The following is a 26,677-nucleotide window of genomic DNA, read 5'->3' on the forward strand; positions in this document are numbered from 1 at the left end:
AAGTGTCAGGGCCTAATGCTTTCAAAGACTATTTTATGAAGCATTGAGCTTTAATGACCGAATAGACTGAATAAGCTTGTTAAATTGAGCTTTGTCTTGCTCATTAATGGGCAGAGCATTATTGGTTTGAGAGTTGAGTAAATCTTCAGCGTTTTCCAACTCACGAATGAAGTCAATCGCGGCTTGAGCCTTTTGCTTTTCAGTTCCAGGTACTAGCTCATAGATATTGAAATAGAGCGACGCCAAACTCCTATTTTGTAATTCAGGGGTTAACGGAAACTTACTCTTAAATAATCTGTTGAGTGCATCTTTAGCATCGCCCACCGTTTGAGCGCGACGCAAAGCAAATTCCATGTTATCGAGACGATTTTCAATCTCAAACTTATAAACAACTAGTTGCTCACGGTTTTTTGCTGATTATCGTGATTGTGCTGGATTTGCTGAATTAATCCTGCGCCACCAGTAACCACCACAGAAGACAGTAATAAGGTCCCGACCGAGCTATTGAGAAATGCCATCACTTGAGTTCCTAGCTTGGCTTTTTCTTCTTTTACTTCTGCAACAACATCATTTGCTTTTTTAGAAACGGCTGTACTGGCTTCTTCTAGGGTTTTTCTAAACTCATGCCGATGAATCTCTTGGGCTTCAATAAGTTTTTTCTGATCATCTGACAACATCTCTGGATTCCTGTTAAAAAATTGAATACGGGATTAGTTTATCTTGTTGGCGCAGAGTGAAATCTCTAGGGCTTAGGGATGCTCCATTTCCTATTGGCTCTTAGTTACCCTAGCTCTTCCATACTTAAAAAACTTCTTACCAATAAAGTTTACCGCTAAAGAAATAATAGCGGTAACAACCCCAGTCATCATTGCTTCCGTTGTGTAGCTACCAAAGTGCGTTGGATGTATTAATAAGTCTGCAATGAAACACATTCCGCCAGTAATACCTGCAACTACATATTTATTACCAAACCAGCGATAAGTAAACAGCGAAAGGATAAGAACACCAACACCAGTGATAAATCCTGTCTCCACTGCCTTGTGAAGGTGGCCCAAAGTTGCCAACCAAATATTACCCTGCACCATAACTAAAAGGCAGGCAGGCGTTGCTTCGCAAAATGGAGTTAAAAATATCTTAATTTTTTGTCTTAGCATTATTAACTTTCGTCAATAAAATGATCAACGGTATCACGCCCAAGCAATCTGCACAAATAAAACTGCTCGAAAGTGGTTTTAGCGTGTCTTAGTGGTCCGTGGTCTAAATCTGAGTTATCCGTTTGAATACTCCGGATTAAAAGTTTGAAATAAGGCAATTCCAATACAAGCCATGAATAATGCTAATGAAGTGTAATTCATTGTCTTAGCTCGACGAACTAAACAATCATATTTTAGAAAACCTACGATAGCTAATAAAGTCGCAAGAACCGCCAAAAGTGATAGATTAATCAGCAACAAGGTTACAACATTCCAAAATCCTGTTGCTCCTGGCACTAAATCTTGATGAACAATATATTGCTCCTTGCCCGCGCCAAAAACACCTACAAAAAAAGTACCTAGCCAATTAGCCCATAGTGAAATGTATAGAGAGATAGTCGCAATCTTTTTTGAAAAAACCGGCAAAGTTAATTGCGGCCACATCCAAGCAAATGCGAAAAAGACGAGCGCCTGAACAGCGCCAATTAAGTGGGCTTGTAATAAGCCAATTTGGGCAATTGCATAAGGCGAGTAAATGGGGGCCAATAAACCACACATCAACATCAATAAGCCCGATATTAAGAAATATCTATTGAAGTGAAAATTCATTTTTTGCCCCAATTACTAAAGTTGAGTGCTTCAATATTAGTCTAAAGGGTTATTCTTACAAATGAAAAAACCACTCGACGCTGGTTTTAGTGAGCCTTGGCGGTCAGAGGCGGAACAGGCTAGATCTAAAAAATTTTTGAGAGACCTCACGGGTCAGCCGGGCTTTTGGCCTGCCCAGCAAGATTCAAATGTGCGACCTACGCCTTAGAAGCTTTAAAAATGAGGCTTCAACTAATTATTGCACTTAAATAGTGCATTAGAGCACCAAGCTGTTCCCAGCAACTGGGCCCATTGTTTCTAGAGGCGTTAGTTTAGTAACTATGAACTTGCCTTATGACGAAATGCTCGATGCCAATGGTAAAGCACGTCCACACTACCAAATTTTTCATCAATGGTTAATGCAACAAAGCGAAACCTTGATGGGTTTAAAGCGTGCAGAAGCAGATCTTATTTTTAGGCGTGTTGGCATTACCTTTGCTGTTTATGGAGACAACCTGGGTGCAGAAAGAACTATTCCATTTGATCAAGTACCCCGTATCTTTAATGCCAAGGAATGGGAACTTCTAGAAACAGGTTTACGGCAACGCGTTAAAGCACTCAATCGCTTTATCTACGATGTGTACCACGATGAAGACATCATCAGAGCCGGCATTGTTCCTGCAGAGCAAATATTTAACAATGCTCAATATCGCCCAGAGATGCGAAATGTGAGTGTGCCTCGTGATATCTACGCACAAATTGCAGGCATTGATATTGTTAGAGCAGGCGAAGGTGAATTTTATGTTCTAGAAGATAACCTACGCGTTCCTTCTGGTGTGTCTTATATGGTTGAAGACCGCAAGATGATGATGCGCCTTTTTCCGGATCTATTTCAAAAATATCGTGTTGCCCCCGTAGGTCACTACCCAGATCTTCTATTAGAGTGCTTGAAATCGGTCAAACCAGATGATGTTAAAAAGCCGAACGTAGTAGTCCTAACACCAGGCATGTATAACTCTGCATATTTTGAACATAGCTATCTTTCACAGCAGATGGGTGTTGAGTTAGTTGAGGGTAAAGATTTATTTGTAAAGAATGAACAAGTCTTTATGCGCACTACTCAGGGGCCAGAGCGTGTCGATGTGATCTATCGCCGGGTAGATGATGACTTTTTAGATCCACTTTCCTTCCGCTCAGATACTACGCTTGGAGTGGCCGGACTACTCTCCGCCTATCGCGCTGGCAACGTCACCCTAGCCAATGCTATTGGTACTGGTGTGGCCGATGATAAATCGATCTACCCTTATGTTCCAGAGATGATTGAGTTCTATCTGGGCGAGAAACCAATTCTCAATAATGTGCCTACTTATCAATGTCGAAAGACAGATGACTTAGCATATACGCTAGCGAACCTCGATAAACTTGTAGTCAAGCTGACTCATGGTGCTGGTGGCTATGGCATGTTAGTAGGACCAGCATCAACAAAGGCTGAAATTCAAGAATTTAGAGCCCATTTGATTGCTAATCCAGATAGATATATTGCACAACCTACCTTAGCGTTATCTACCTGCCCAACTTTTGTGGAGTCAGGCATTGCACCTCGGCATATTGATCTAAGACCTTTCGTCCTCTCAGGAAAAACCATCAAAATGGTCCCTGGCGGATTAACTAGGGTTGCTCTGAAAGAAGGTTCTTTAGTTGTGAACTCCTCCCAAGGCGGTGGCACCAAAGATACCTGGGTGCTAGAGGAATGAAGGAGGAGCAAGCATGTTAAGTCGCACTGCTGATTGCCTTTATTGGATGGCCCGATACACTGAGCGAGCAGAAAATACTGCTCGTATGCTTGATGTCAATCATCAAACATCACTATTACCTCAACCTGCTCAGTTTCTAGAGCAGAGCTGGAAAAAATTACTGACGATCTCAAAATTAGAAGAAAGTTTTCTTAGTCAATATGATTTGATCAATCGTGAAAATGTATTGGACTTCATGATTTATGAAACTGGCAATCCATCTAGCATTGTTTCTTGTTTATTTGCAGCTCGTGAAAATGCTCGCGTCATCAGAGGCCGAATTACATCTGAGGTATGGGAAACCCAAAATACTACTTGGCTGGAATTACAGCAAATTCTAGAATCAAGGCATCAAGCTGACCCCAGTAGATTACTAGAATGGGTAAAACACCGCTGCCATCTTTTCAGAGGAGTCTTACATGGCACAATGCTAAAAAATGAAGCCTTCTACTTTATTAGAGTAGGCACGCTACTAGAACGTGCCGATAACACGGCCCGTATTCTAGAAAATAAATATGAAGAGCAAGAGACCATTCAAGCATTAGAAGATAGCGCTGATCATAACTTTTTTGATTTTTACCATTGGGCAGCACTACTTCGATCTGTGTCTGCTTTTGAAATTTATCGTCAAATCTATTCAGATCAAGTGACCCCAAAGCAAGTAGCTCAGTTACTGATTTTTAATAAGCAGATGCCACGCTCATTGGTATGCTGTATTAATGAGTTAATCCCATTAATATCTGAGGTCAAGAATCAACAATCCAAAGACATTGAACGTCTATTAGGAAAACTCAAGGCAAGTCTTGATTACTCCGATATTGATGAAGTCTTTGAGCAAGGATTAGAGGAATTTATTGAAACCTTCTTGGAGCGCATTAATCATATTGCTAATGAATTTAGTAGCGCCTACCTTATCCCACTAGCAGCTATCTAAAGCCTTTTAATGAATATATGTATCTGAAGATCCGCCATCAAACCGAATACCGCTATGAAACACCAGTACGGTATTCCATTCAAGAACTTCGCCTAACGCCAAGCACCAATGCAGGCCAGGAGGTCAGTAAATGGAAAATCAATACTCCGATTCAAGCCTCAAATTCAATTGATGCCTTTGGAAATGCTTGCAGCGTCTTTGTTCAAGAAAGCCCTTATACCTCTATGATGATTGAGGCTGAAGGTGAAGTACGGACCCAAGACGCCTATGAGTTCATCGACAACCCAAAGGCTGTATCGCCCTACTATCTTCTGCAGCAAACCAACCTAACCGAGCCAAGCGAAGAAATGCTGGCCTATTTTGCTAGCAAACTTCCCAAGAAGAACTCTATTGATGATGTTCTCAAATTAGCAACTGCCATACAAGAGACCATTCAATACGTGCCAGGGCAAACCAATTTTGCGACTACTGCAGTACAGTCCTTTGTCATGAAATCCGGTGTTTGCCAAGATCATGCCCATGTCATGCTGGGCTTATGTCGGGCATCCCATATTCCGGCTCGTTATGTCAGTGGATATTTCTTTGCCGAAGAGTCACCAAACCTAGCTAGCCATGCTTGGATTGATTTTTGTAGTGATATCGATAAAGGAATCTGGACTAGCATTGATATCACTCACGCATGCCTAGTAGATGCCCGCCATATTCGCTTGGCTATTGGCAAAGATTATTACTCTGCTGCCCCCGTTAAGGGAGTGCGCACAGGTGGCGGTGGTGAAGAGCTCAGCGCTACCATTTCTATACAAAAGTTAGCCTGAACAATCCTCAAATATTTGCGGGATAATTCAAGGGATTAAATCAAAGGATTAAGGTATGACGTATTGTGTTGGGATTTGCTTAAAAGATGGGCTTGTATTTTTATCGGATACCCGCACAAATGCTGGTGTAGATCAAATCGGGACCTTTAGAAAAATGACTTTGTTCCAAAAAGACAAAGATCGTTTTTTTTCACTGATGAGCGCCGGTAACTTGGCTATTACCCAAGCTGTCAAAGAAATACTTCTCCAAGGCCAAATGCTCAACGGTAAAAATCTATGGAATGTGGATAACGCCCATGATGCAGCTGCAGTGGTCGGAGATGCGATTAAGCAAGTTTATGATCGCGACCATAAGGCCTTAGAAAAAGCAGGGATTGATTTTAACTGCAATCTGATCTTTGGCGGACAGGTAAAAGGTGAGCGGCCACGCCTATTCAATATCTACTCTGCTGGAAACTTTATTGAGGCGACGCCAGAGAATTGCTACTTCCAGATTGGTGAAGCCAAATACGGTAAACCGATTCTGGATCGTGTGCTGAATTTTTCAACACCGCTCAATCTGGCTACTAAATGCGCATTGATTTCGATGGACTCAACCTTAAATAGCAACATCTCTGTTGGCTTACCTCTTGATTTATTGGTTTACGAAAAGAACTCACTTAAGGCAAGTAAGCTGGTGACTTTAGATGAATCTAATCCCTATTACAAAATGATCCATCAGGTATGGGGAGAGAAGCTACGGGCAGCATTTAATTCTATTTCCGAACCAAGCTGGAGTGGTGCCAATAAATCTAGCGCAATTTCTGCACCTGCAAAAAAGATGGGCCCAGTAGCAATTCACGGGCAACCATCCAAACTCAGGAAGAAAAAAACTGCTGCACCAACTTTGGCAGCCACCAAGAAAACTACAGTAAAGAAAAAAGTCTAGCCTGTTTGGGTCAATGGAAATAAAAAACCCTTGAGTAAAACAAGGGTTTTTTGTCATTACGATTAGAGATTAGTAAGTCTTATAGGATAAATACTTACCAGAAAGGACTACCTGCACCCGATCTCCCTTAGGATCTGGCTCGCGCTGTATATCCATAGAAAAATCAATTGCACTCATAATTCCATCACCAAACTCTTCATGGATGAGCTCTTTAATGGTGGTGCCATACACACTCACAATCTCATACCAGCGATAGATCAGTGGATCTGTTGGTACAGCAGTTGGCAAAGAACCCTTATACGGAACAATTTGTAACCAAGCCATTTCTTCATCAGTTAGCTCAAACAACTTACCGGCAGCCTCGGCTTGCGCCTTAGTAAAGGTCATTTGTCCAAGGCAACCAGCTGTTACCCACTCCTTTGATTCGCCAATTGCTTTCGCAATATCACTCCACTTCATTCCTTTTCGCACTTTTGCTTCGATGATCTTTTGCGTAACTACAGAACGGTCCATCATTTTTTTCTCCTTGATATTCAATTTATTGAGTAATCGGTGTGTGCAAACCAGGACATACTAATACTGGCTGGTAACCATCTAGCTCTCCAGCAGATCCCTTGATTTGCAAGTCTTTTGAGCGATTTACTAAGAAATCAACTAAGTGATTTCTCATGGGGTAGTACATTGGGTCATGATGCAAATTTGCCCTCTTTCGATTTTTAGGCAAGGTATTGATGACAATTTCTGCAATCCGAGCATTCGGTCCATTACTCATCAACATAATCTTGTCTGATAACAAAATAGCCTCGTCAACATCATGCGTAATCATGAATACCGTTTGTTTGGTCTCGCTACAAATCTTGAGTAATTCATCTTGAATCACCCCGCGAGTCAATGCATCTAAAGCCCCAAACGGCTCATCCAGTAATAGCATTTTTGGCTCAATTGCAAAGGCTCTTGCAATACCAACCCTTTGCTTCATACCGCCAGATAATTCTGATGGCTTTTTATTCTCTGCATTTATTAAGCCAACCATTGCTAAATATTTTTTAGAATGCTCAGTAATTTGAGATTTATTCCAGTCGGGATACTTAGACTTGACGGCAAAAGCAACATTTTGTAGCACTGTCATCCATGGCATTAATGCATGACCTTGGAAAACAACGCCACGATCCAAGCTAGGGCCCTTAATTTCTCGACTGAGCATATAGGCATAGCCATCTGTAGCCTCCTCTAGACCAGCAAGGACATTTAGAATCGTTGTCTTGCCACATCCTGAATGCCCAATGATGCAAACAAACTCGCCGCGTTCGATTTCGAAATTGATGCCTTCAAATACTGGTGGTGAGCCTGCCTTAAATGACTTACTTAAGTTCTCAACTTTCAAAAATGAATTTTCAGTCTGCATAAGAAACAACCTTCTGTAATTTTGCAAAAGCAATGTCGAGCAACATGCCAACCAATCCAATCATGATGATTGCAAAAATAACGCTAGATAAAGATAGGTTATTCCATTCATTCCATAGGAAGTAGCCTATACCAGTACCCCCCACTAACATTTCTGCAGCCACAATCACTAGCCAAGCAATACCCATTGAGATACGCATACCGGTCAAAATAGTAGGTGCTGCTGCTGGCAGAATAACGAGGAAAGCTTTCCGCATTGGTGATACTTCCAAGGTTTTTGTAACATTCAATAATTCTTTGCGAACATTAGCGACCCCAAAGGCGGTATTCAACAACATTGGCCATACAGAGCAAATAAAGATTACAAAGATTCCAGAGATAGAAGAATCCTTAATCGTATACAGCGCTATTGGCATCCAAGCTAACGGTGATATTGGCTTGAGGATTTGTATAAAGGGATTAAATGCTTCATATGCTAAGGGAGACATGCCTATTAGAAATCCGAAAGGAATAGCGACTAACATTGCCAACAAGAAACCGAGACCTACACGAGCCAAAGAATAAGCCAGCTGAATACCTATCCCTTTATCATTTGGCCCATTGTCATAAAAAGGATGTGAGAGTTGCTGATAAAAGGTTTCCCCCATTTTTGCGAGAGTTGGAAAGCCCGACTTTTCAACCGTAGTCCCCGCCCCCTGACCCATGAGCGCCTGATATTCACTCGAGCCTGTTAGTGCTGCAGGGGTCGAAACTACTTTGGGGGCAGTCACAATATGCCAAATACATAAGGCCATCAGCAAAATAACAACTGACAGGATCATTCCTCGGGTTTTAACGGATAACTTATTCATTGATTACCTTCTGATCTAGGCCTTAGTAGTCGGAAAAGATTTCAGATAAGCAGCAGGCTGACTTGGGTCAAATTCCTTACCCATGATCTTGTCTTTTTTGTAACCTGCTTTGGCTAATGGAGGAACGGCAATACCTGTCTCGCCCATATACTTCTTAGCATCAGTGAGTAGGAATACTTTCTCTGAAATATCCTTGTAATTGACATCCCCTTTTACATAGCCCCAGCGTTGCATTTGGGTCAGCATCCAGGTTGCCATGGAGTACCAAGGAATTGGGTTGAAATCAATTCGATCTGGTACATTTTGAATATTTCCAAGTCCATCAGCAAATTTACCGGTCAATACTTGCATCACTACTGTTTCAGGTTGATTTAAATAATTTGCAGGAGAAATCACCTTGGCAATCAATGGCCTGTTTTCAGGATTACGCGCCATGGTTGAGGCATTTAATACCGCACGGTATAGGGCTGCAAAGGTATTAGGATTTTTCTTAATAAAATCTTCGGAGGTTCCAAAAGCGCAGCATGGATGGCCATCCCAAATCTCTTTAGTCAGAATATGAATGAATCCAACCTCGTCATATACAGCACGCTGGTTAAATGGGTCAGGTCCAAGGAAACCGTCAATATTTCCGGCGCGTAAATTCGCGACCATCTCTGGAGGCGGGGTTACTCGGATTTGAATGTCCTTATCTGGATCCAAGCCTGCCTGTGCTACGTAATAGCGTAGCAAGAAATTATGCATAGAATATTCAAATGGAACGGCGAATTTCATACCCTTCCATTTTGATGGATCGCGATTATCTTTATGTTTATTTGCCAGAGTAATCGCTTGACCATTCACGTTTTGAATCGTTGCAACACGCATTTGTGAAGGATCTGATCCCAATCCCATCGACATCGAAATTGGCATTGGTGAGAGGAAATGGGAAGCGTCATGCTCTTTATTGAGCATCTTGTCTCGAATCAAAGCCCAGCCAGCTGTTTTATTTAGGGTTACATTGAGGCCTTGTTTCTTATAAAAGCCTAATGGATCGGCCATGATCAGAGGCGTTGCACAGGTAATAGCAATAAAGCCAATCTTTAAATCTGGTTTTTCAAGGGGGGCTTTATCTTGGGCCATTGCTTGTAAAGCACCAACTGGAAGGAAACCAGACAAGGCACTCATCGCGCCACCAGCACCTACTGCCTTTAAGAATGCACGACGACGACTTTCTTGAGGAAACAAGGCCTTAACAAGACTCGCCTCAACAAAATCAGCACTCATTTGCTCTTCATCAATCTTTGCAGATAAATCAAGCCCATGTTCAGCATCAGATGCATGTCGTCCACAGCTACAGCGACTGCTAAATAAGGGTCTGTCAGGATCAAAGGGGCGATATGAATTCATTGAAATCTCCTAGGCGTTGTTTACTTCAATAAAAAATCTATGCCTCATTTTGAATAGACCCTTAAGAGCTCATCATGATGAAATGCACCAATAAAGCAGTAAAAAATAGCCATTGCACCAAAATAGTGAATGGCTAGTTGAGCAAATCTCTAGGGCGAGCCTAAAAGTAAATATTGAAAGATTTGGACTACGCTTTGAGAAAGCTTCGATTTAAATAGCTTGCTAAGGCTAATATCGAAGAATCAACCAGAACTGGATAAAAAAGAAAATCAACGTTATTGACCCTGGCCATCACAATTACCACAGCAAGAAACAGCGCTGGAGGATGTATGCGGCCTAAGAGATAAAGCCCCAAAATGGTGCTAAGTATTGCAATTGTTAAGCCTAAGAGCGACGCAGAAAATAAATAAACGCAAGCAAATGCGATACAAGAGGCAAACAAATTAGCCTCCAAAATCATCAATGGTGCGTAGAGCTTACTTTTTGGATATAGAAAAATGAGTAATGCACTTACCCCAAAGACCGCGACCACCATGGACTCGTCAGAACTCAAAGTGCCATAGGCCTGATTGAGAAAAACGATTACAAATAAAGTGAGTCCAACACCAAAAGAAATAGACAACACTTTTCTCAAGGGCACGCTTGGTTGCCCAGGAGCCACCCGATCTAAAAAAGAGATCATTTTATGAAGAAGTTTACGTAACATGCGCAAACAGTCTAACTGTTAATGTCATATGAGATACATCATATATTCTTATTTAAAAACTAAATGCTATGGAGATAAAAATGGAGCAAAAATTACCGCTACCTCCCTTCACTATGGAGACAGCTATTCAAAAAATTAGAATGGCCGAAGATGCATGGAATACTCGTGATCCTGAAAAAGTATCTCTGGTTTACACCGAAGATACTATTTGGCGGAATCGCTCTGAATTTCCAAATGGCCGGGAGCAAGTAAAAGAATTTCTACGGCGCAAATGGGCTAAAGAATTAGATTACCGTTTAATTAAAGAACTTTGGGCCTTTACTGATAATAGAATTGCTGTAAGGTTTGCTTATGAATGCCATGATGACTCAGGCAACTGGACGCGAAGCTTTGGAAACGAAAACTGGGAATTTAACGAGAATGGTTTTATGATGCGTCGCTTTGCTAGCATCAATGATTTACCAATTAAAGAGACAGAAAGAAAATTTTTCTGGCCGCTTGGCAGAAGACCAGATGATCATCCAGCTCTGAATAGTTTTGGCTTCTAACTAATGATCCATTGAATACTAAAGTCAATGGTCCCAAATACTCCAGTTGAGAGATGGTGGCGACGGTTGAGTCCAGGATATTGGATATTTTCTTACTCCAAATCCAAGTCGGCTCCATATGAAGGCTACTGCAAAAATAACGCTAACACCTACCATTACAGTTACTCCAAGATGGATAAAGCTTGCATGGGCTTGGATCATAATTAATGGATTTGCTCCAGCAGGAGGGTGCACACATCTCATTATTAGTAAGAGCCCTATTGTGACTACTAGAGCAATGATGTAGACCCAAAAAGCATCTCCAAATAACTGATAAGCCAATATACCCACCAAGCTACTAATCAGATGCGCACCAAACACCGCTCTTGGCTGTGCTGCAGGAGCAGTAGTAAGAGCAAACAAAAAAAGTGTTGTTCCCCCTAAGGAGGCTAGTAGCAGTGGAGAATTAGCTTGTGTAATCCACAAAGCCAAAATAATCGCCACAGAAGATCCAATCAAAACCCAGAGCAAACGCAATATCAAAGTTTTCATCATTTGATGATAGTCATAAAACACCGAGACTCCTAAATAAACAGCGGCTTTATAGTCGTATACATCTTTGAGAGGCCTTAATAAGATGTTTAGATCTGGTATGGCATACACACCGAAATCTGTGTTTCCGAGTGAAATGCGATGGGTCAGCGATGGTGTTGGCAGATGCGGAGTCCGTTAAACCGACATTCCAAGCGTCCTTTCATACAACGGCTGGCATCTAACGGCATTTAAACACCCTTCTGTGATAGGCTAAACATTCCAAAACTTAACATTTTTTAAAGTCAAATAATAGCTGACAGAGTCTCCAGGGAAATTGAAAGAATTTCAGTAGGCGCATCTTTTGTGACCTGAAAAGAAGCTGCAGCTGCAAGTATTCATAATCAACTTGAACATATTCGGTACCACCGAGAGAAGTTTAATTAAATCTCAGTATTACTGGTAGCAACACTAAAAATATCCGAAAGGGTTGGGGCGACATCATGAAAGTAATGAACAATAGAAAACGTCAATTTTTACAATACGGAGCCAGTCTTATAGGAGCCTCAACTATTAGCAGCATTAGTCAACCTGCTTACTCTCAAGGGGCAAAATGGATTGGCTCGCAATACCATAATCAACCTGCAATCAGTCACCAACATTCCTTTTTAGTGGATATGTGGTCTGCTGTCGGTCGAGAAACCAATGGGCAATTACAAATTACAGTTTATGCCCAGAACAATCAAGTTCCTGGTTCGGACCCTCAGGCATTAGATATGCTGCAACGTGGAGATCTCGAGTTCTTCACTCTGATGGGGGGAATTTTAGGAAAGGTAGTACCCATTGCAGAGATCCAAGGCATTCCATTCGCTTTCCAAAATAATGCTCAAGTCTACGCTGCTAATGACGGGTCTCTGGGTGAATATATAGCAAAAGAATGTGCAGCAAAAGGAATCTATCGATTTCAATACGGGCTATTAGAAAATGGATTTAGGCAAATTGGTATGATTGATAAAGCAATCTATACGCCAGCCGACCTATCTGGAATGCGCATTAGAGTTCCTGACGGCGAAATGTTTCGTGATCTATTTAGCTCTCTTGGAGCAACACCTGTCACAGTGAATATTCGCGAGCTCTATGAGTCGATGAAGACTCGCAAGGTCGATGGACAGGAAAATCCTCTCGTAATCACAGAAGTCAATAAGCTGTATGAAGTTAGTAATAATCAATCTATTACAAATCACATGTGGTCTGGATTTAATCTCCTAGCTAATCAGAAATTCTGGAAATCGCTGCCAGGTGATATTCAAGAAATAGTTCTCAAGAATGTCAAAAAATATGTATCTCTACAAAGAACCTATACGAATAATTTAAACAAGCAACTTGAAGTTACCCTTGCTGAGCGCGGTCAAAAATTCAATCAAGCTAATATCCAAAGCTTTAAAAATAAACTAGGCGATGGCTTCTATGGAAGATGGCGAGAGCATTTTGGAAAAACTGGCTGGAACCTACTAGAACAATCCGTTGGAAAGTTATGAGCAAGCTCCAAACTCTAAATAGTGTATCAGCAGCTTTCATCATGCTTTAGCGGATGACTACTCCTTCATCGCGGTCTTGACCGACTCCGGTGCAAATGGAATTGTTCCCACCCTTGGCCAACTGACTACCATAAAATCGGGGATTTTAATGCGATCTCATCGATCGATCGGGCCTTTGGCCTGCCCAGCACGATTCGAACGTGCGAGCAGAGTCTGGATCAGTTGGCGTGAGACTTTCGGTAGATTCGTTAACCTTGAATGGCTACAGATCCTATTCCAATCGCTGGACTTAAAGTGATAACAATAGAACATAACTCGAAAACGTATGAATTTAAGACGCTTAATGAGGCCATGGCATGGGCCAAAGAATTGGGTGAGTTTGTTACTATTAAATTTAACGACTTAGAGATTGCTGGCAAGTTTGGAGCAGATGGCATCACTAGCGGTAAATTCCCAAATGACGAACCCTACACGTGGAAAAAACGTAGAAGACAGTAAACACTTTTATCGGTTTACTCGACAAAATGAAAATTGATCCTAGTCTAAGTTGACCCCAACTTTTTTCCCTGCCTCACAAATATCTTTCCAAGTTTTATCATCAATTTCAAAGCCATCTGCCATACGTATTGCCATCATTTTTCGTTCGGGTTCACCAGCTAGCATAACCGGAATACCAGCCTCGTTAGCTGGGCTTTGATATACCCAATCAATAAATGAGTTTGTCTCCAATTCAAATTGCTCTTTTGAGCTCATGCTAACGGGGTTGATCAAAATCGATAACATCCCATTCCAGATAGCACGTTTTTTTATTTTCGGTGGCTTCCAAGTGCCGCTCCCAGTTAATGCACCCCCCAGCAATTCACAGGCTATAGCCAAACCTGAGCCTTTATGCTCTCCAAAAGGCATTAAAGCTCCAAAATTACCAGCAGCATCTGGCTTTACAACAACGCTTGGATCGGTGGTGGGCAAGCCCTGTTGATCAATTAAAAAACCAGGGCTAACTTGTTTGCCTGCATTAGAGGCAACCCGCATCTTGCCCTGCGCAGAGCGGCTAGTAGCAAAATCCAAAATAAATGGTTCACGATTAGTAATCGGCACGCCAATACAAAATGGATTGGTGCCATGTCTACCTATACCGCCACCCCAAACTGCTACAACTGGAGCAGAAATAACATTCACTAGATGAATTGAAACTAAGCCCTCCGCTGCAGCCATTTCAGCGAAATGCCCAATGCGACCCAAGTGGTGAGCACGCGATAAGGACACAATACAACTACCTAATTTTTTTGCCCTAGAAATCCCTAACTGGATTGCTTCTTCGCCGACAATTTGCCCAAAGCCTTTCTGCCCATCAAGTACTAACATGCTACCTAGATCGCTTGTTACCTTGATGCTTTGATTGGGCTGCAAAGATCCCTCTTGAAATGATTCGATGTAACGCGGGATCATTCCAGCACCATGGGAATCATGACCCTTTAAATTTGACTCAACCAAGTTTGTGCAAACCCGCAAGGCCTCGACCTCAGAGCTACCAGTGGCTCTAATTATTTGAGCAATTTTAGTTTTTAGATCTTCAGCATGAAAGATTGGCATAGTAAGCTGATTTATTGTTTCTCATCCTAGATTATGAATTATTAACGCCCTACCCAAGGTCATCTAAACTCTAGACGAGCTAACCCATAATCAACCTCAATCGAGCCAATGCTCAGCCTAGATTTATATGAACTAATGGTGGTTTGGCCTGCCCAGCACGATTCGAACGTGCGACCTACGCCTTAGAAGCTGTAAAAATGAGGTTAAACAACAGCAGAAACAATGCGTTTAAGGTGTTGGCTTTTGGTGCCCTGTAGGCACAGAGATCTTTGGTTCGGAGTGGAATGCCATGGATCCGACATTGCATCTGCAGGCGGTCGGATGTCTATTTTGTCGGGTAAACCGACAAAAATACTACTTTGAGTCTTTTGCCAATCTAAATCCAAGGTGTGACATTGGGCTATATGGATCTGCGCCACGTCTTGCACTTGGACGATAAGACTGGCAATAATCTTCATTGCATAAAAATGATCCGCCTCGGATCACCCTCTTGGGTGCATTTGCAGGCACACCATAATCATCTGGATCATATGAGCTGCTTGGACCTTGAGGATTATTAGCTACAGCATTACCAAACTCCTTAGCTTGCATCGCAAAATAATCTGAGCGATACCAATCGGCAACCCATTGCCAAGCATTGCCAGTCATATCAAATAGGCCAAAGCCATTTTGTGGAAAGGTTCCTACTGAACTGGTACCGATTGCACCTCCCGCCTTAGGACTTAGGACTGGATTAACTACCGGAAATGCCTGCTTCTTTACATCCCAAATGTTTGCTGGTAACTTTCCTTCTTGCTCTAGTTGATCACCCCATACATAGGTTGCTTGATTCAAACCGCCGCGAGCTGCAAACTCCCACTCTGCTTCAGTAGGTAATCTTTTGCCGGCCCACTTGGCGTATGCCAAAGCATCCTCGTAACTCACTTGAACTACTGGATGATTTCCCTTGCCATCAATATTACTTTTTGGTCCAGATGGATGTCGCCAATTTGCACCAGGCATATAGGCCCACCACTGTGAGTAATCGTTCAGATTCACTTTTTCTTTCGTACCAACAAAAACCATGGCGCCAGCTACAAATACTGAAGCAGGCGGCTTAGGTGTTCCTGGTGGAAGTTGTACACGAATGGTTTCCCAATCTGGGATTTTCTCTGCAGTTGTTTTGTAATTGGTTTCTTTAACGAATTGTGCGAATTGATCATTAGTGACATGAGTGATATCCATCCAAAATCCAGACACCTTCACTTTATGCGTAGGCTTCTCATTGGCCTGTGCTTTTTTATGGTCACTCCCCATTAAGAATTCACCGCCAGGAATCCAGGCCATCCCTTTTGGGCTATTAACGCCATCACCTAGACGAATTTCTGGGATGGATTTCTGAGATTTTGAAAAGTAATTACTCCAGATGAAATAGGAGCCCAAGCCTAAAGCAGCAACGGCAACCACAATCAATACTCGACGCTGTAGATTCATTCTGCTACTTTCCTAACGGGATGCTAATGGTCGAAATCATGGCATACCCTTCAACTCGGTTCTGTGCCCAGAACTCTTTATAAGCACGCAAATTTATATAGGCTTGTTTTTTACCAATATTAAATAGATATCCAATTTGTGGACCAATGGCTGCAACTTGGGATTTGAAGGCCCCCACCCTATTTCCGCTACCAGAGTCCGCAGTGAGTTGATAGTAGCCATATCCCGCAATACCCACCTGCCAATTTTGCGATAGAAATTGTGAAACAGACCAATCCAAGTGAGAATCAATGCCGTTCTTATAGTTGGTTTGATTGTTCATCCAGTTATATGTTGCACCCACTACGCTAGAGAATTCAAGGCCAGTTGTATTGTTTAAATAGGTATAGCCACCACCTGCATCCATTGCAGCATGACCAATACCAATACTAGAAAGACTGGTTGCACTATAGGTACCCACTGGTATATCTCCAGTCACATAGGTCATAAAATTATTATTACCTTTATTCCAAGCCAAACTGGCTAGGGGATATATATCAGTACTTCCTGTCACCGAATTTTCTTTATTAAATTCAGTATTGATATTAGAGACACTTGCAAATGCAGTAGTGGTATTCGATCCGGGACCCCAGCCTACTCCAACATAGGGCTGCCCGCCTAAGATCTTTTCCTCTGCCGAGTATCCCAACTGAAATAAGAAAATAGACTCTCTAGCACTTAACCCAGCATTAACGCTTTGGCCATGTTGAAAGTTTTTTGATTTATCTGCACTACCACTATAGACATAGGGCATCAATACCAATGACCATCCAGGGTTAGAAGGGACTGCTGCCATACTGGCGTATTGACCAGACATCCAAAATGGAACTCCGCCTTCATCTGCCAATACCGATTGTGACGAAAAGAAGCCGAATGAAATCAAAAGAAGTTTAGAAAAAATTCCTAAACTTCTTTTGCAAAGCTGGCTATGCACTCAACATTCCTTCTTAACGCGCATTAAAGTTGGTTAAGTTAGCAGGTGGTGGGTTGGGGAACTTCTTAACCGAGGCAAGATACTCTTGAATTGCTTTGAATGCGTTAACTGAAATTGATTCGTAATTTACTAATTGTAAATCTTCATGCGGATCCATTTCGATGTTGTAAACCTTTGGGTAGTACATTGGAACTGAATTAGCAGCTATGCCGCCAAGCATTTGCTGACCAGTACCCGTTCGATTCATATCCCTAAAATACATTCTCCACTGCTTCCAGCGAACTGCCACTAAATCCGCGCCAATAAAGGACATTAAATGTTCGCGATTACCTATTTTGTTTTTACCAGTGAGCGTATCTAATTGATTGACTCCGTCAATGGCTCGATCTGTTGGTAGCTTAGTGCCTAAGACAGCGGCAAAGGTCGGCATAAAGTCCATGATCGAAAACATGGCATATGAAGAGGTATTTGGGGCGATGCGACCAGGCCAGCGAATAAAGCAAAAAGTACGAACAGCTCCTTCCGTGGCCTCGCCTAGATCCCCTCGAAACGGGCCATTTGATCCCATGTCAGGAGCACCAAGACCCAATCGATCATAAGTCATCATGTACTGTCCGGTACTACCATTATCAGAGGCAAAAACCAAAATAGTATTGTCCTCAATATTCATTTCTTTGAGGGCATCCATGATTTGGCCAACGTGATAATCCCCCTCCATCAATTTGTCACCGTACTGACCAATGCGGGATTTTCCAGCGAACTGCTTTGAAGAAAGATTGGGTGAATGACCCATTGAGAATGGCAGATACAGAAAGAATGGTTTGCCAGCGGCATTCTGCTGCTTCATGAATGCAATAGATTTATCAGTCAATTCATTATCAATCTCTGCTCTGACCTCCATCGTAAATGGCTTTATGCGCTCAAGCGGTCCATTTCCCTTTTGCTGAGTAACCCAAGGCCCCTTTTCATATAAAACCTTATCGGGTACATTTGGATAGGAATGTGTTTGTAAAGCTTGTGCAACGTAGGTGGCAGAATCCCAAGAGACATCCGGCGGTAGACCGTAATACTGATCGAATCCGTGAGCACCGGGCAAACTCTGAGGTGATGCACCTAAATGCCATTTTCCAAAAATTGCGGTGGCGTAACCTGCATCTTTAAACAATTTACCCATTGTGTAGGCTTTGCCCGGTAAAGTACTAGGAGTGCCTGCCTCTGCAACAAGTGACAAACCATTCCGAATGGAGTATTGCCCGGTCATTAATGCAGCACGAGATGGTGTGCATGCTGGCTCTACCAAATACTGGGTCAGCTTCAGCCCACTCTTGGCTAATTCATCAGTGCGTGGCGTAGGAGCACCTCGTAATTCACCGCCACCGTAAGGCCCCATATCACCATAGCCAACGTTATCTGCAAGAATAAAAACAACGTTAGGTTTCTTTTGAGTAGGTGCAGTTTGTGCAATAGATGCAGTTGGAGAGACTAGAGATATTGCTAAACATAAGCTAACAATTGACTGCTTCAATTTACTCAGCTTCATTTAATGCCCCTAAGAATTGATAAATCTTGAGAACTAAGGCGGTAGATTCAGCAAAACGCTAATTCAGCTCAGAGGACTAATGATGAAATTTAACATGAATGGAAGTGGTTTAAACAGCATTTTCTAGTCAAAATTAATAACTCAATTAATATGGTTTACCCTATAAATCCGACTACTTCCAAAGATCAACCTACGCCCTACCTGGCGTTACAAAAGATGGGTGAACTTGGTCAGGATCGGGTCAACTGACCACTATAAAGTTGGGTTTTTTGAGTAGATCCGATCGGCCAGTCGGGCCTTTGGCCTGCCCAGCACGATTCGAACGTGCCATCTACGCCTTAGATGAATTGGCTTTAATGAAGCTTCACAATCGAATCAGTTCTGCGATGAATTAAGCGACTGATTGTGTCGAGTATGACTTTGACCCATCCATGCAAGGCCAGTTGATGTAGTTTGTACAAGCTCAGATACATGATCTTTGCAAAAAAGCCATCGATCATGAGGCTGCCACCAATCAATCCTCCCATCATGCTGCCGACGCTACTAAATTTACCTAATGAAACCAACGAGCCAAAATCGCGGTATCGGTAGGCTTTTAAAGGCTTACCTTGAACAATGTTTTCAATTTGAGCAAATAAATGGGAGGCTTGTTGATGTGCTGCTTGAGCACGTGGAGGAACAATTCCTCCTTTTCCCCCGTTTGCTTCTGGCCAAGGGCAGGCAGCGCAATCGCCCATTGCAAAGATATGGGAATCACGCGTGGTTTGTAGCGTTGGCAACACTACCAATTGATTTGCACGGTTACTTTCTAAGCCCCCAATTTCATGTAAAAAATCAGGCGCCTTCACACCAGCAGCCCAAACAATTAATTCTGCAGGAATCTCGATTCCATCAGCCAGTCGTAACTTATCTAAAAAGACCTCTTCCACCTTTGCGCCAGTAATCACCTCTACCCCAAGATCCGCTAGCAGCGTTTGCGCCGCCGACGATACTCTTTCTGGTAGGGCTGGCAATATTCGTGGCGCAGCCTCGATGAGAATCACCTTCAGATCCTTGTCAGGATTCACGCGATCCATGCCGTATGAAATCACCTGACGCGTTGTGCGATGTAATTCTGCAGCAAGCTCTACACCCGTTGCGCCAGCGCCAATAATGGCCACCTTCAATTGATTTAATGCCAAAGGAGCATGCTGGGACTCAGCTCTAAGGCAGGCATTAATCATGCGCAAATGAAAACGCTTTGCATCGGCTAGCGACTCTAAGCGCTGAGCATACTTTTCTACACCTGGCGTACCAAAATCATTGGTTAAGCTACCAATCGCAATAATCAAGGTGTCATAAGGAATCAATCGTTCTGGCGTTACCGATTGACCCATGTCATCTAAAAATGGTCCAATCCGAATTTCTTTCTTCTCTCGATCAATATCGATCAGCTCACCAATCCGAAAGGCAAAGTGATGCCAATGGGCTTGAGCAATGTAGTCTAATTCTTGATCGGCAAGATCCATAATGCCTGCAGCGACTTCATGGAGTTTAGGCTTCCAGATATGGGTACGATTCTTGTCCACCAAAGTGATACTGATTTTTTGTGACCCAGGGTTTGCAGAACCATAGCGGTTGCCCAACTTAGTGGCAAGCTCCAAGCCCCCAGCACCACCCCCTACTATGACGATCTTGTGAACCTGACTCACGCGCATACCTCAAAACTTTCGAACCTCTATTTAAACACTATCTTTATATCTAAATGGTATGTCCAATATTTTTAAGTTTTTGGCCTGCCCAGCACGATTCGAACGTGCGTCCTACGCCTTAGAAGCTTTAAAAATGAGGCTAAACAACAATAAAAAACAATGGCATTAAGGCGTTGGCTTCTGGTGTGGCATAGGCACGGAGAACCCTGGGGTTGGTTGGAATGGGTTGGATGTCGGGTGGCATTAGCAGGCGGTCGAATGGTCTAGTGTGAAAATAGTTGGTACGCTAGTCGTAATTACTCTTAGTTATTTTCTCTTTATGTGGGTAAAGCAGGGATTTAAATTGCCGAAATGATGAATTCATTGTCTAATCAAACCAAAGGTACTGTTTCTTAGTGGTTTGGTAGACCCTGTTACAGAAGTCTTCTTTAGACTTACCTATTTGTGATACTCGCCTTGAAAGCAATGTCGAACCTCATGGCCAACGGTATCGTTATTTGTCTTTTTAGTAGTGTAAATTTGACAAGTTCTTTTAGTTTTCCCAGACGAGTCCTTTTTGTCATCCCAGAATGAGCATGCATCTATAGGGTATCCAAAACCATTGTTACCCCTCTTTCTGCTTTCAGCTTCGCACGACTTCTGAATATCTTTAACCGTTATCCATTTAATGGTTACCTCATTAACTTGGTTTTTATTGGTGCTATAGAAGCTGTAAGCATCATCCTCAAGAATTGCATGAGCCTTATGGCTAATAAAGCTAAAAAACAGGAGGGTAGCAACACATTTATTCATATGAAAAATATAATAAACTGTATTAAATTTGTATAGGAGAGCCTAATGTGGTTTTGGTCAATGCTGGGTGGTGCTGCAGTTAGTATATTTGGATTGATTGGATGGATATTAGGAATTATTTTTATAGTTTTTATAATTCGTATGGAATTCAAAGAGAATCCTATTATCGCTACGATTGAAGCACTTATTGGCGTTTTTATACTCTTTGTCCTGTGGATAGCAATTTGGGGTTAATGCTTAAGATGAAAAAATTACTACTGGCGGTTACTCTTTTATTTACTTCCAATTTAATACAAGCTCAGACGGACAAAGAAATACTTATGGCTCGTATACAGATGGCCCTAGACGCAACAAAAGCAAAGGATAACGCAACAGCTTGTAAGATTTTGTGGCTCTCCCAGAACAACCCTTATGCACTAAGTAACCCCAAAATTCTTGCCGACATAAAGGAAGCAGGAAGACGAGCCTGTAAAGATGCTGGTATTGATGGGCTACTTTTTTGAGTCTTTCTAAGACTTACTGCCCAAAGATTTTTGTTAAAAGCATGCCAATTCCAATCATTTTGAAAATACCAAACATGGCTGGTAGAAACCAAAAGAAGAATATACAGCCTGCAACAACGCACCAAATTATTGTCATGAGATTTGATGATGAGTCTTCTTCTTTTTTTGTAGATTTTCTTACTCGTTTGGCAGAACTTACTTTTTTATCTGAACTTGCCATTCTTTCGCATGCAGGGCATATGCGCCTCGCATCGCTAATTCGCCTTCCACAGTCTTCACATTTTGCTACGGCCATGATAGTCTCCAATGCGAGTTAAAATTTCTTAAACAGATTAATTCTAATATAAATAATTTTATGAACAAAAATATTATAGGTAGGTGGATGGTTGATGCCTCAATAAATAAAAAGGAGGTATCAGATGGCGATACAACCTTCATCTTTATACGAGGAGTGTCTGTGGATGAATATTTTGCAGATGGAAGTTTCAACTCAGAAGGCAAGCTACGCATGGTAATCAAAAATGATTTTAATTATATAGATGCATTGGTTAATATATTTGAAGCTTCCGAATGGAAAATTATTGACAACACTTGCTTTTCCAAGAGGTTGACCATCAAGACTAATATAGAAAGTCTTTTTGTCGATGAAGAGAAGGTAGATGATAATGATGCAAAGGATGAAATTATCGGCAATCCACTTAAAGACATTTTTAAAATTGGTGAAACTAAAAAAAGTGAAGTTGTGGAGGCATCCGACAGCAGGTTAATTCTTGTAGAAGAATTATCTGATGGCTCTGAATTGGTCGTTCATGGTGTAAAAACAAAAAAACAATTCGCAGGTCTAAAAATAGATATTTAATTTTTGCCCAGCTACAGATTGAATTTGCATCAAGGTATTGCCGTTAATCAAACCACAGGTACTGTTTGCTTTCAGTTTGATAGCTCTACCCAAAACTCTAAATTTCAAAACTTAAGCTAGCGTCAGAAGCACCCTTATAAAGATATTGAAATCTGTAGGTTTTCCCCCTCCCCCATCTGGACAAGAAACTGGACAAGTTTGTGGCCTTTTGGACAAGTTTTCGCTATATTGGACAACAGGTGAGGTTTGTCGTGAACACCTAAATAGTTGAATTGGATAGTTCTAAGGGGGATAGTTGGCCTGCCCAGCACGATTCGAACGTGCGACCTACGCCTTAGAAGGGCGTTGCTCTATCCAGCTGAGCTATGGGCAGTTATATGCTGGGTAAATCTAGAACATTTGGGGAAAGTGGTCGGAGTACAAGGATTCGAACCTTGGACCCCCTGCTCCCAAAGCAGGTGCGCTACCAGGCTGCGCTACACTCCGACGGAACCCGTATTCTACACTGACAGGGCTATTTGGGGCAAATCGGGTAAGATTCGGGGCATGGTTGCCTATTTTCCTAGCAAATATCCGAAACGCTTCTTAGCTGCTTTTTCAGTAGCCTTGCTCGTCTTTTGCCTTCTAGGAACCCACTGGCTTGGCTTTGCCCATAGTATTTCGCATGCCGGTCTATCTGCACAGAGTATTGATCAATGTTCTGCTACCGATTCAGGTGCGGGTATTACTCATAGTTCTGATGCCTGTCATTTATATGATGCTCTGACCCTTGCTGGATTTGTTCCGGCGGGTGTTTCTGATGTTGTTCATCTTCCCGCTTCTGTTTCTGCTCTGATTTCTTCGGTAGATCTGGTTCTTCCTGAATCTTCTACTGCTTCATACCAGTCGCGCGCTCCCCCTACTTTCATTCTGTAATGACTTTAGCGGCCCGGGTACTGCCTGGGCTTTAGATTAAAGCAGCATCTTCTATAGATGCTGATCAGAATGAAAGTTCATCAATGTATTGCAAGCGTAATCTGTTGATTTATAAATCACTGCTGTGTATTCCATTTTCTGGATTGTTGTTTAGTCTATCCAGTGCACAAACACCTAGTCTGGAAATTACTGCCACTGGCTCACAAGAGGCTGCCCAAAGCATCTTGACACCAACCAAGGTGTTACAAGGTGATGAGTTGTTAAATAAACTTGGGTCGACACTGGGTGCAACTCTTGCCAATGAATTAGGTGTATCTGCTACCGGCTATGGAGCCGGATCATCTCGTCCAGTCATTCGTGGTCTTGAGGGATCTCGTGTACAAATTTTGCAAAATGGTCTCTCTGTTGGCGATGTTTCCAATATCTCCCAAGATCATGCCGTTGGTAACAATATGCAAAACGCACACCAAGTAGAAATACTGCGTGGTGCAGCTGCCCTGCTCTATGGATCAGGCTCTAGCGGCGGCCTAGTCAATGTAGTGAATGATCGTATTTTGACTAATCTTCCAGATAGGCCTACTGGTGCAATCAATACCAGTTATGAAACTGTGAATAATGGCCGTGCTGGATCACTTGAGATAGATGGAGGCTTTGGCTCAGTAGCTGTTCATATTGATACTGCAATCAATAATGCTAATAATTACCGTATCCCTGGCAGCTCAACACAATCACAAGGCGAACCCATTGGTGGTTGGACTGTTCCGCCCGAGGGTAATGGCGGCAATAACTACACAGGAAAACTTCCCAATAGCTTTAGCAATCAAAACAATTTGGGCGTTGGCGTTTCTTATATAGGACAAAATGGTTACACCGGTGTATCTGTTGAGCGCTTAAATAATAACTACGGTATTCCGACGCCTGAAGGTGGCTCAATTAATCAGTCACAGAATCGCTATGACTTTCAGCATCAAACCCGTGATCCTTTTGCTGGCTTCTCATCATTTAAATTTAGCGCTGCTAATAGTAATTACAACCATACAGAATTTAATAATGTGGGTGAAGCAGCTGCCCTTTGGAAAAATATTGCTAATGAGGCCCGCTTTGAATTAGCCCATAATCCCCTTCTAGGTTGGAGGGGCACCTTTGGCGCTCAAGTTTCTGCCGCCTCTCTCAATGCAACAGAAGTAGGCACTGGAAGTTATGCAATCGTTCCACCAACTAAGACTAATTCCAATGCGTTATTTTGGATTGAAGAAGGACAATGGAATTCACTTCAGGGTAATTTAGGATTGCGCTATAACAATGTCGCCCAAAATCCCAATACATCGACAGTTTTAGAATCTCAGCCCACTGCTCAAGGAACGCCTACCCCAGGCATTACTTTGCAAAATCGAAGTTTTAATTTGATGTCCTATTCTGCGGGTGGCTTGTGGAGCTTTGTACCAGGCCACGGTATTGGTGTTGCTTATACCGTTTCACAGCGCGCTCCTAGTGCACAAGAGCTCTACTCCTATGGTGCTCATGAATCAACTGCTACTTTTGATATTGGTAACCCTAATCTCACCAAAGAAACCTCTCATAACTTAGAGTTCAACTTACAAAGAAATATTGGTTTGTTGCGCGGCAAAGCAAGTGTTTATGCAAACCGATTCAACAACTATATTTATGGCTTTTACACAGGCAACTCAATTAACAATCCAGGGGTTGATGGCAACGGCTTTAATGTGGTGACCGCACAGCAAGCTGCTGCAACCATCAAAGGCATTGAGGGTGAATTAACCTATAACTGGCGTGAGCAAGGCTTAGGTGGAAGAGTTTTTGGCGATGCTTCACAAGGAAGCTTTGATGCTGGCGGCAATCTACCCTTACAACCTGCACCCAGACTTGGCGCTGAGCTAGCCCATCAACGCAATGGTTGGTTAACGAGCGCTACCTATATCTATAGCTATCAACAAAACCGACTTGCCAGTTGGGAACAAGGTCCAGCCCCAAGTTATAACTTATTAAATGCTGGAATATCTTTTACAGAAAAGATTCGGCAGGTGAATTGGACTGTGTACCTGAATATGAAGAACTTGCTCAATGAGCAGATTCGTTATGCCACTACTCCAATGGCAGTCAGACTGTACGCACCGCAGCCTGGCAGAAGTGTAATGCTGGGACTACGGGGAACGTTTTAATACAGATCTGGGACGTACATCTCTGGCGGTACAGGACCACGTAAGTAATCTGGGTTATGAACTCGTGCAGGCAGTTTAATGGCCGGATGATCTATTTCTTTATAAGGAATTTGGGCCAATAAGTGGCTAATGCAATTTAAGCGAGCTTTTTTCTTATCATTTGCTGCCACAACCCACCAAGGTGCCTCTGGAATGGAGGTACGCTCAAGCATAGTCTCTTTAGCTTTGGTATAGGCCTCCCAAAGACGGCGAGCCTCTAAGTCTATTGGGCTGAGCTTCCACTGTTTTAGGGGATCATGAATACGCATCATAAAGCGGCTGTACTGCTCATCATCTGAAATCGAGAACCAATACTTAATCAGAATAATTCCAGAGCTGATCATCATGCGCTCTAAATCTGGAACGGTTCTGAGAAACTCTTCGTACTCTTTCTTGGTACAAAATCCCATGACCTTTTCAACACCGGCACGGTTATACCAACTGCGATCAAATAAGGCGATCTCGCCACCAGCAGGTAGTTGTGAAATATAGCGCTGAAAATACCACTGTGTTCTTTCACGCTCATTTGGTGCTGGTAAGGCAACGACCTTACAGACTCGCGGATTTAAACGCTGAGTAATACGCTTAATGGCGCCGCCCTTACCTGCCGAATCTCGACCCTCAAATAAGATGGCCACTTTCATTTTATTAGTGACAACCCAATCTTGGAGCTTCACAAGCTCGCCTTGTAGTCTGAATAATTCTTTAAAGTAGACATTGCGTGGTATGGAGGAGCCCTCTTCACCGTCAGCAGTAAGACGACCATCATCAAGCTCCATCTCAAGCTCTTCATCCATGCTATCGAGAATTTCTTCTCGGGCACGTCTGTACCACTCGTCCATCTCTTTATGCTTTGACGTCATTGCTTTATACCCATATATGAACTACCTTTTTAGAGTATATATGTGACATATTTATTACA

At 42.4% G+C, this 26,677-nt stretch carries 29 protein-coding genes and 2 tRNA genes; 12 read left to right on the forward strand and 19 right to left on the reverse strand.

The window, feature by feature from the left end:
* Positions 1 to 33: 33 nt before the first annotated feature.
* From ICN31_RS03905 to ICN31_RS03920, 4 genes are all read right to left on the reverse strand, one after another.
* Positions 34 to 354 (reverse strand): hypothetical protein, encoded by a 321-nt coding sequence (locus tag ICN31_RS03905; protein WP_216258779.1) that lies wholly within the window; start codon positions 352 to 354, stop codon positions 34 to 36.
* A 38-nt stretch (positions 355 to 392) separates the two neighbouring features.
* Positions 393 to 677 carry a hypothetical protein gene (locus ICN31_RS03910; RefSeq protein ID WP_216258781.1) on the reverse strand — a complete coding sequence of 95 codons (285 nt, stop codon included), beginning with the start codon at positions 675 to 677 and terminating at the stop codon, positions 393 to 395.
* A 90-nt stretch (positions 678 to 767) separates the two neighbouring features.
* The gene (locus ICN31_RS03915; protein ID WP_216258783.1) at positions 768 to 1,154 is read right to left on the reverse strand and encodes a hypothetical protein; all 387 of its coding nucleotides are present in this window, start codon (positions 1,152 to 1,154) and stop codon (positions 768 to 770) included.
* A gap of 114 nt (positions 1,155 to 1,268) precedes the next feature.
* Positions 1,269 to 1,802, reverse strand: a complete 534-nt coding sequence (locus tag ICN31_RS03920; RefSeq protein ID WP_216258784.1) for a hypothetical protein — start codon at positions 1,800 to 1,802, stop codon at positions 1,269 to 1,271.
* Positions 1,803 to 2,122: 320 nt separating this feature from the next.
* On the opposite strand from ICN31_RS03920, the gene ICN31_RS03925 reads away from it, so the two are divergent.
* The 4 genes from ICN31_RS03925 to ICN31_RS03940 are packed head-to-tail and all read left to right on the forward strand — an operon-like array spanning position 2,123 to position 6,251.
* Positions 2,123 to 3,535: a circularly permuted type 2 ATP-grasp protein gene (locus tag ICN31_RS03925; protein WP_216258792.1), complete on the forward strand. Its 1,413-nt coding sequence runs from the start codon at positions 2,123 to 2,125 to the stop codon at positions 3,533 to 3,535.
* A 13-nt stretch (positions 3,536 to 3,548) separates the two neighbouring features.
* Positions 3,549 to 4,508 carry an alpha-E domain-containing protein gene (locus ICN31_RS03930; RefSeq protein WP_216258794.1) on the forward strand — a complete coding sequence of 320 codons (960 nt, stop codon included), beginning with the start codon at positions 3,549 to 3,551 and terminating at the stop codon, positions 4,506 to 4,508.
* Between the two features lie 17 nt (positions 4,509 to 4,525).
* Positions 4,526 to 5,323: a transglutaminase family protein gene (locus ICN31_RS03935; protein WP_216258796.1), complete on the forward strand. Its 798-nt coding sequence runs from the start codon at positions 4,526 to 4,528 to the stop codon at positions 5,321 to 5,323.
* A gap of 55 nt (positions 5,324 to 5,378) precedes the next feature.
* The gene (locus ICN31_RS03940; protein ID WP_216258797.1) at positions 5,379 to 6,251 is read left to right on the forward strand and encodes a peptidase; all 873 of its coding nucleotides are present in this window, start codon (positions 5,379 to 5,381) and stop codon (positions 6,249 to 6,251) included.
* Between the two features lie 69 nt (positions 6,252 to 6,320).
* Here the strand turns inward: ICN31_RS03940 and cynS are convergent, their stop codons facing one another.
* The 5 genes from cynS to ICN31_RS03965 all read right to left on the reverse strand — a co-directional run bounded on the left by cynS (position 6,321) and on the right by ICN31_RS03965 (position 10,577).
* The gene (cynS, locus tag ICN31_RS03945; RefSeq protein ID WP_215305056.1) at positions 6,321 to 6,764 is read right to left on the reverse strand and encodes a cyanase; all 444 of its coding nucleotides are present in this window, start codon (positions 6,762 to 6,764) and stop codon (positions 6,321 to 6,323) included.
* 25 nt (positions 6,765 to 6,789) lie between these two features.
* Complete coding sequence (locus ICN31_RS03950; protein ID WP_216258798.1) at positions 6,790 to 7,656, reverse strand: ABC transporter ATP-binding protein; 867 nt, start codon at positions 7,654 to 7,656, stop codon at positions 6,790 to 6,792.
* Complete coding sequence (ntrB, locus tag ICN31_RS03955) at positions 7,646 to 8,506, reverse strand: nitrate ABC transporter permease (RefSeq protein ID WP_216258800.1); 861 nt, start codon at positions 8,504 to 8,506, stop codon at positions 7,646 to 7,648. Before ntrB ends, ICN31_RS03950 begins: the two co-directional genes overlap by 11 nt.
* A gap of 15 nt (positions 8,507 to 8,521) precedes the next feature.
* On the reverse strand, positions 8,522 to 9,895 hold the full coding sequence (locus ICN31_RS03960) for a CmpA/NrtA family ABC transporter substrate-binding protein (RefSeq protein ID WP_216258802.1): 1,374 nt from the start codon (positions 9,893 to 9,895) through the stop codon (positions 8,522 to 8,524).
* A 187-nt stretch (positions 9,896 to 10,082) separates the two neighbouring features.
* Positions 10,083 to 10,577 carry an HPP family protein gene (locus ICN31_RS03965; protein WP_216258804.1) on the reverse strand — a complete coding sequence of 165 codons (495 nt, stop codon included), beginning with the start codon at positions 10,575 to 10,577 and terminating at the stop codon, positions 10,083 to 10,085.
* 104 nt (positions 10,578 to 10,681) lie between these two features.
* Here ICN31_RS03965 and ICN31_RS03970 point away from each other — a divergent pair, with 104 nt between their 5' ends.
* Entirely contained in the window at positions 10,682 to 11,149 is a 468-nt protein-coding gene (locus ICN31_RS03970; protein ID WP_370624261.1) for a DUF1348 family protein, read from the forward strand.
* Positions 11,150 to 11,173: 24 nt separating this feature from the next.
* Here ICN31_RS03970 and ICN31_RS03975 read toward each other — a convergent pair whose 3' ends face one another.
* Positions 11,174 to 11,704 (reverse strand): HPP family protein, encoded by a 531-nt coding sequence (locus ICN31_RS03975; protein ID WP_370624262.1) that lies wholly within the window; start codon positions 11,702 to 11,704, stop codon positions 11,174 to 11,176.
* A gap of 458 nt (positions 11,705 to 12,162) precedes the next feature.
* On the opposite strand from ICN31_RS03975, the gene ICN31_RS03980 reads away from it, so the two are divergent.
* Positions 12,163 to 13,197 carry a TRAP transporter substrate-binding protein gene (locus ICN31_RS03980; protein ID WP_216258808.1) on the forward strand — a complete coding sequence of 345 codons (1,035 nt, stop codon included), beginning with the start codon at positions 12,163 to 12,165 and terminating at the stop codon, positions 13,195 to 13,197.
* A gap of 258 nt (positions 13,198 to 13,455) precedes the next feature.
* Complete coding sequence (locus ICN31_RS03985) at positions 13,456 to 13,695, forward strand: hypothetical protein (protein ID WP_216258810.1); 240 nt, start codon at positions 13,456 to 13,458, stop codon at positions 13,693 to 13,695.
* A 39-nt stretch (positions 13,696 to 13,734) separates the two neighbouring features.
* Here the strand turns inward: ICN31_RS03985 and ICN31_RS03990 are convergent, their stop codons facing one another.
* From ICN31_RS03990 to ICN31_RS04010, 5 genes are all read right to left on the reverse strand, one after another.
* Entirely contained in the window at positions 13,735 to 14,790 is a 1,056-nt protein-coding gene (locus tag ICN31_RS03990) for a malate/lactate/ureidoglycolate dehydrogenase (protein ID WP_216258812.1), read from the reverse strand.
* A gap of 354 nt (positions 14,791 to 15,144) precedes the next feature.
* Complete coding sequence (locus ICN31_RS03995; protein WP_216258814.1) at positions 15,145 to 16,263, reverse strand: formylglycine-generating enzyme family protein; 1,119 nt, start codon at positions 16,261 to 16,263, stop codon at positions 15,145 to 15,147.
* A gap of 4 nt (positions 16,264 to 16,267) precedes the next feature.
* Positions 16,268 to 17,185 carry a transporter gene (locus ICN31_RS04000; protein ID WP_216258815.1) on the reverse strand — a complete coding sequence of 306 codons (918 nt, stop codon included), beginning with the start codon at positions 17,183 to 17,185 and terminating at the stop codon, positions 16,268 to 16,270.
* 64 nt (positions 17,186 to 17,249) lie between these two features.
* Positions 17,250 to 18,776: an arylsulfatase gene (locus tag ICN31_RS04005; protein WP_216258817.1), complete on the reverse strand. Its 1,527-nt coding sequence runs from the start codon at positions 18,774 to 18,776 to the stop codon at positions 17,250 to 17,252.
* Positions 18,777 to 19,129: 353 nt separating this feature from the next.
* A complete protein-coding gene (locus ICN31_RS04010; RefSeq protein ID WP_370624263.1) occupies positions 19,130 to 20,467 on the reverse strand; it encodes an NAD(P)/FAD-dependent oxidoreductase in 1,338 nt (445 codons plus the stop codon).
* An 837-nt stretch (positions 20,468 to 21,304) separates the two neighbouring features.
* On the opposite strand from ICN31_RS04010, the gene ICN31_RS04015 reads away from it, so the two are divergent.
* Positions 21,305 to 21,493: a hypothetical protein gene (locus tag ICN31_RS04015; RefSeq protein ID WP_216258821.1), complete on the forward strand. Its 189-nt coding sequence runs from the start codon at positions 21,305 to 21,307 to the stop codon at positions 21,491 to 21,493.
* A gap of 8 nt (positions 21,494 to 21,501) precedes the next feature.
* Entirely contained in the window at positions 21,502 to 21,762 is a 261-nt protein-coding gene (locus ICN31_RS04020) for a hypothetical protein (RefSeq protein ID WP_216258823.1), read from the forward strand.
* 13 nt (positions 21,763 to 21,775) lie between these two features.
* Here ICN31_RS04020 and ICN31_RS04025 read toward each other — a convergent pair whose 3' ends face one another.
* Positions 21,776 to 22,057, reverse strand: coding sequence for a hypothetical protein (locus ICN31_RS04025; RefSeq protein ID WP_216258824.1), 282 nt, complete (start codon positions 22,055 to 22,057; stop codon positions 21,776 to 21,778).
* A 60-nt stretch (positions 22,058 to 22,117) separates the two neighbouring features.
* Here ICN31_RS04025 and ICN31_RS04030 point away from each other — a divergent pair, with 60 nt between their 5' ends.
* Positions 22,118 to 22,621, forward strand: coding sequence for a hypothetical protein (locus ICN31_RS04030; protein ID WP_216258826.1), 504 nt, complete (start codon positions 22,118 to 22,120; stop codon positions 22,619 to 22,621).
* A 296-nt stretch (positions 22,622 to 22,917) separates the two neighbouring features.
* Here the strand turns inward: ICN31_RS04030 and ICN31_RS04035 are convergent.
* A tRNA-Arg gene (locus ICN31_RS04035) sits at positions 22,918 to 22,994 on the reverse strand.
* Between the two features lie 36 nt (positions 22,995 to 23,030).
* Positions 23,031 to 23,107, reverse strand: a tRNA-Pro gene (locus tag ICN31_RS04040).
* Positions 23,108 to 23,167: 60 nt separating this feature from the next.
* Here ICN31_RS04040 and ICN31_RS04045 point away from each other — a divergent pair.
* Both ICN31_RS04045 and ICN31_RS04050 read left to right on the forward strand, forming a co-directional pair.
* Positions 23,168 to 23,536 carry a hypothetical protein gene (locus ICN31_RS04045; protein ID WP_216258828.1) on the forward strand — a complete coding sequence of 123 codons (369 nt, stop codon included), beginning with the start codon at positions 23,168 to 23,170 and terminating at the stop codon, positions 23,534 to 23,536.
* 83 nt (positions 23,537 to 23,619) lie between these two features.
* The gene (locus ICN31_RS04050) at positions 23,620 to 25,716 is read left to right on the forward strand and encodes a TonB-dependent receptor (RefSeq protein ID WP_216258830.1); all 2,097 of its coding nucleotides are present in this window, start codon (positions 23,620 to 23,622) and stop codon (positions 25,714 to 25,716) included.
* Here ICN31_RS04050 and ppk2 read toward each other — a convergent pair.
* On the reverse strand, positions 25,713 to 26,618 hold the full coding sequence (ppk2, locus tag ICN31_RS04055; protein ID WP_216258832.1) for a polyphosphate kinase 2: 906 nt from the start codon (positions 26,616 to 26,618) through the stop codon (positions 25,713 to 25,715). The two genes, ICN31_RS04050 and ppk2, sit on opposite strands and share 4 nt — an antisense overlap.
* Between the last annotated feature and the right edge of the window lie 59 nt (positions 26,619 to 26,677).

It is taken from the genome of Polynucleobacter sp. UB-Piko-W3 (assembly GCF_018881635.1).
GTDB lineage: Bacteria > Pseudomonadota > Gammaproteobacteria > Burkholderiales > Burkholderiaceae > Polynucleobacter.

Excerpts from the sequence above, each read along its gene's own strand:
- ICN31_RS03930 (WP_216258794.1), top strand. The coding sequence starts at position 3,549 with ATGTTAAGTCGCACTGCTGATTGCCTTTATTGGATGGCCCGATACACT.
- ICN31_RS04045 (WP_216258828.1), top strand. The coding sequence starts at position 23,168 with ATGGTTGCCTATTTTCCTAGCAAATATCCGAAACGCTTCTTAGCTGCT.
- ICN31_RS04020 (WP_216258823.1), top strand. The coding sequence starts at position 21,502 with ATGAAAAAATTACTACTGGCGGTTACTCTTTTATTTACTTCCAATTTA.
- ICN31_RS04050 (WP_216258830.1), top strand. The coding sequence starts at position 23,620 with ATGTATTGCAAGCGTAATCTGTTGATTTATAAATCACTGCTGTGTATT.
- ICN31_RS03940 (WP_216258797.1), top strand. The coding sequence starts at position 5,379 with ATGACGTATTGTGTTGGGATTTGCTTAAAAGATGGGCTTGTATTTTTA.
- ICN31_RS03990 (WP_216258812.1), bottom strand. The coding sequence starts at position 14,790 with ATGCCAATCTTTCATGCTGAAGATCTAAAAACTAAAATTGCTCAAATA.
- ICN31_RS03910 (WP_216258781.1), bottom strand. The coding sequence starts at position 677 with ATGTTGTCAGATGATCAGAAAAAACTTATTGAAGCCCAAGAGATTCAT.
- ppk2 (WP_216258832.1), bottom strand. The coding sequence starts at position 26,618 with ATGACGTCAAAGCATAAAGAGATGGACGAGTGGTACAGACGTGCCCGA.
- ICN31_RS03915 (WP_216258783.1), bottom strand. The coding sequence starts at position 1,154 with ATGCTAAGACAAAAAATTAAGATATTTTTAACTCCATTTTGCGAAGCA.
- ICN31_RS03985 (WP_216258810.1), top strand. The coding sequence starts at position 13,456 with ATGGCTACAGATCCTATTCCAATCGCTGGACTTAAAGTGATAACAATA.
- ICN31_RS03980 (WP_216258808.1), top strand. The coding sequence starts at position 12,163 with ATGAAAGTAATGAACAATAGAAAACGTCAATTTTTACAATACGGAGCC.
- ICN31_RS03970 (WP_370624261.1), top strand. The coding sequence starts at position 10,682 with ATGGAGCAAAAATTACCGCTACCTCCCTTCACTATGGAGACAGCTATT.
- ICN31_RS04015 (WP_216258821.1), top strand. The coding sequence starts at position 21,305 with ATGTGGTTTTGGTCAATGCTGGGTGGTGCTGCAGTTAGTATATTTGGA.
- ICN31_RS04025 (WP_216258824.1), bottom strand. The coding sequence starts at position 22,057 with ATGGCCGTAGCAAAATGTGAAGACTGTGGAAGGCGAATTAGCGATGCG.
- ICN31_RS04005 (WP_216258817.1), bottom strand. The coding sequence starts at position 18,776 with ATGAAGCTGAGTAAATTGAAGCAGTCAATTGTTAGCTTATGTTTAGCA.
- ICN31_RS03995 (WP_216258814.1), bottom strand. The coding sequence starts at position 16,263 with ATGAATCTACAGCGTCGAGTATTGATTGTGGTTGCCGTTGCTGCTTTA.
- cynS (WP_215305056.1), bottom strand. The coding sequence starts at position 6,764 with ATGGACCGTTCTGTAGTTACGCAAAAGATCATCGAAGCAAAAGTGCGA.
- ICN31_RS03965 (WP_216258804.1), bottom strand. The coding sequence starts at position 10,577 with ATGATCTCTTTTTTAGATCGGGTGGCTCCTGGGCAACCAAGCGTGCCC.
- ICN31_RS03960 (WP_216258802.1), bottom strand. The coding sequence starts at position 9,895 with ATGAATTCATATCGCCCCTTTGATCCTGACAGACCCTTATTTAGCAGT.
- ICN31_RS04030 (WP_216258826.1), top strand. The coding sequence starts at position 22,118 with ATGAACAAAAATATTATAGGTAGGTGGATGGTTGATGCCTCAATAAAT.
- ICN31_RS03905 (WP_216258779.1), bottom strand. The coding sequence starts at position 354 with ATGGAATTTGCTTTGCGTCGCGCTCAAACGGTGGGCGATGCTAAAGAT.
- ICN31_RS03935 (WP_216258796.1), top strand. The coding sequence starts at position 4,526 with ATGTATCTGAAGATCCGCCATCAAACCGAATACCGCTATGAAACACCA.
- ICN31_RS03925 (WP_216258792.1), top strand. The coding sequence starts at position 2,123 with ATGAACTTGCCTTATGACGAAATGCTCGATGCCAATGGTAAAGCACGT.
- ICN31_RS03950 (WP_216258798.1), bottom strand. The coding sequence starts at position 7,656 with ATGCAGACTGAAAATTCATTTTTGAAAGTTGAGAACTTAAGTAAGTCA.
- ICN31_RS03920 (WP_216258784.1), bottom strand. The coding sequence starts at position 1,802 with ATGAATTTTCACTTCAATAGATATTTCTTAATATCGGGCTTATTGATG.
- ntrB (WP_216258800.1), bottom strand. The coding sequence starts at position 8,506 with ATGAATAAGTTATCCGTTAAAACCCGAGGAATGATCCTGTCAGTTGTT.